This window comes from Desulfovibrio desulfuricans DSM 642 (assembly GCF_000420465.1).
GTDB classification, from domain to species: domain Bacteria; phylum Desulfobacterota; class Desulfovibrionia; order Desulfovibrionales; family Desulfovibrionaceae; genus Desulfovibrio; species Desulfovibrio desulfuricans.
The window spans coordinates 1-2,791 of record NZ_ATUZ01000010.1 but is presented as its reverse complement, the minus strand read 5'-3'; the positions used below and the strand labels follow the sequence as shown (position 1 = coordinate 2,791).

At 39.6% G+C, this 2,791-nt stretch carries 1 protein-coding gene; it reads right to left on the bottom strand.

The annotated features are described in order from the left end of the window. Positions 1-57: 57 nt before the first annotated feature. Positions 58-2,643 carry a DEAD/DEAH box helicase gene (locus tag G449_RS0101525; protein WP_027180606.1) on the bottom strand — a complete coding sequence of 862 codons (2,586 nt, stop codon included), beginning with the start codon at positions 2,641-2,643 and terminating at the stop codon, positions 58-60. Between the last annotated feature and the right edge of the window lie 148 nt (positions 2,644-2,791).

The following is a 2,791-nucleotide window of genomic DNA, read 5'->3' as shown; positions in this document are numbered from 1 at the left end:
GGGGGTTTTTTACGTTAACTGCTTTCGCGCGATTAGCCCTATATTTTGATTTTTTTCTTACTTGTGCTTGGGGCACAGTTCTTCTATTTTTCGTTCTGTAAGTTGTGCAAAAACACTTTTACTATCGAGGCCACTGCTACATATTTTTTTAGTCGCGTCATCTTTCCACTCCAAATTACCAGCACCTGGAAATTTTAGCCAAATATCACGCATAATTGATATGGCATTATCTGCCCATTTCTGTAGGCTTTCAGCATTCAGAAACATTAAGTCTTTTGCGTGGGGTATTGCTGCACTGTCAATCTGTTCTGTTCGAGAGCAGAATACTGAATCGAATTGTATATATGGATACTTCTGCTTCAAGAAATCTGGATGCGCTTTAGCCTGCAAAACTTTGCGCTTTGAGATAGTCGGATGATTCTCGGTGTCAGTATAATCTTCAAATACAATTCCTTTGTATCCGAGAAACCACCATGGGTCGGGGGCACCCTGATCTGAAGAATTGTCAGCATTTAAGCCTAAAAGTTTGCCAAGGTTAACCTGTGCAAGCTCAAATGAATCTGCATCATTAGCAGCTAACCCGCTTTGTATGCCGCTGAAAAACTTTTCAATGTTTTTGCTGCTAGACTTTCCAAGTTTTTCAAACAGAAGCTCAATAGCATCTATTTGACTTGAGACCAAAGCATCTATGTCAACTGCTGGGGCTGCTTTATCAAGAATTGCGGACAATCCTTTGAGCCATGTAAGACGTTCCGCAGCAGCAGCTGCTGCGGAATAGCTCTTTTTTGCAACTTCTACCGCTGAACCATCTGAAATAAGATAAGCTGCATTACCATTAAGATAATTCCATAAGGCACGATATCCTCGCAATGCATCACCGCTTAAATGTGTAAGAACGTTTTTACTTGCATGCATGGCACCAGAAAAATCTTCATTCCACATTTTGTCCTGATATTGTACTTCATAAGCTACAGATGCTTCCAGTTCGTGTGCGGCGCCAAGTGGTTGTTGATTAAAATGGTCTCTCAGGGAAATAATAGAAGTATCAGCCTCTTTCCATTCTTTGTTTTGTTCAACAAATGAATTAATATTGTCCTCAATAGCCCTAAAAGAACCTTCTTTTGATTGTTCAATTCCAAAATAAACTTCTGATTGCAGTTCTGGGTGTAGGATTTGTCTATTTTCTATTTTAAAGAAAAATTCATTCAGTTTTTCACCTGTAACCAAAACAAGAGCATAATCAGTTGAAGACCTTGTGCAGCGTCCAATCGCTTGCGTTACTCTTGTTTTAATTCTGTTCTTAAAGAGGACAGAAGATCCTAGTCGACTAACAAAAAATCGTTCTTGTAAATTTGTCGATTCCGGTAGCCCGTTAACAATAAGATATCTGCATTCTTCACCAAGGAAATCTATTCCATCATATCTATTGGCCAAAATTGCAAATGCATTTTTCGTTGCTACAAATTCTTTTTTAGATGTTTCAATGTCAGATGCTGAAAATAGCTTAAAATTATCCAGACCGCTGACCTTCTGAATCAACCCCTTTATTTCATCAACCGCTGAATTACTTGGAGTTAGAATTAAACAACGCCCTAGCTTTTTTGCCCACTCTAAGCCTTTTGCAAGAGTTTTTTGTTCGCTAGCAAATGCCATTGGGAAAACAATAAACCGACGCCCGACGCCCTGCTTATCCCAACCTTCGGGTGCTGGAATGCGTGAAATTTTTTCTCTTCCAAAAATTCTTTCGAGATCGCCACCTTCCCCAAGAGTTGCAGACATGTAAACGCGCTGCTTTGCATTTACAAATGGATCAAAACTTTTTGTTGGTGGAGTTAATGGACGAATAAGAATGGTGTGCGCTGAGTAATATAGATGACAAGCCGTTATATGGTCTCTAAGCATTGACCAGCCATGATAAAGGTCTGTTGAGTTTGCTGAACCCACTGATATATCCAGCACACTTATTAGAGATTCTTTTATTTTATGAAGAATTGGCGTAGGAAGCTTATTGACGAACACGGTGTCAAGCTGAGGCTCATCACTTGAATCAAATCTTGTGCGATCATAAAATGGAATATGCGGTTCAATTAATTTCCAGACAGATTTAAATATTTCATAATCTTCTTTTCTACTTATTGTTAGTGACCAGAGAGAAGATACATAATTCTCTGCTGAATGGGCATCATCAAAAATTAAAGTTTGAGCATCACTAAAAAAAGGTTTTGTATTAAATAAAGAGCTATATGTTGTAATTGCAATAGCTTCTCCACTTATGAAACGAGTTTTATTGCGTTCAGAATACCCTCGTTGAGATCCGGTAAACCCAATGGCATCAATTCCATATTTTTCGCTTGCTTGTGCAACAACCTGGTGTACAAGTTGACGAGTTGGGCAAAGCATAACGCAGCGTTCCTGATATTTTCGTCTTCTCCATTCAGCGATGAGCAGGCCAACGAGTGTTTTTCCGCTCCCTGTAGGCAACTCCAGAGCAACATCCGAGTCCGTATGCTTGAGCATGTACGCACGCAGCATGTCTGCTTGCTGAGAAAGCAAACCTTCCACGGTTCTGTTTCTGAGGTCGCGAAAAAGAGTTTCTGGGCTTGTATCCATTGATGCCATCGGAGTTGGGATTTTGAACGCCATAAATCCTCCTAGCATAGTATATAAAAATATATTTTTTCGAATAAGCTGCTTAAAACGAAAAATAGAAGAACTGTGCCCCAAGCACAAGTAAGAAAAAAATCAAAATATAGGGCTAATCGCGCGAAAGCAGTTAACGTAAAAAACCCCC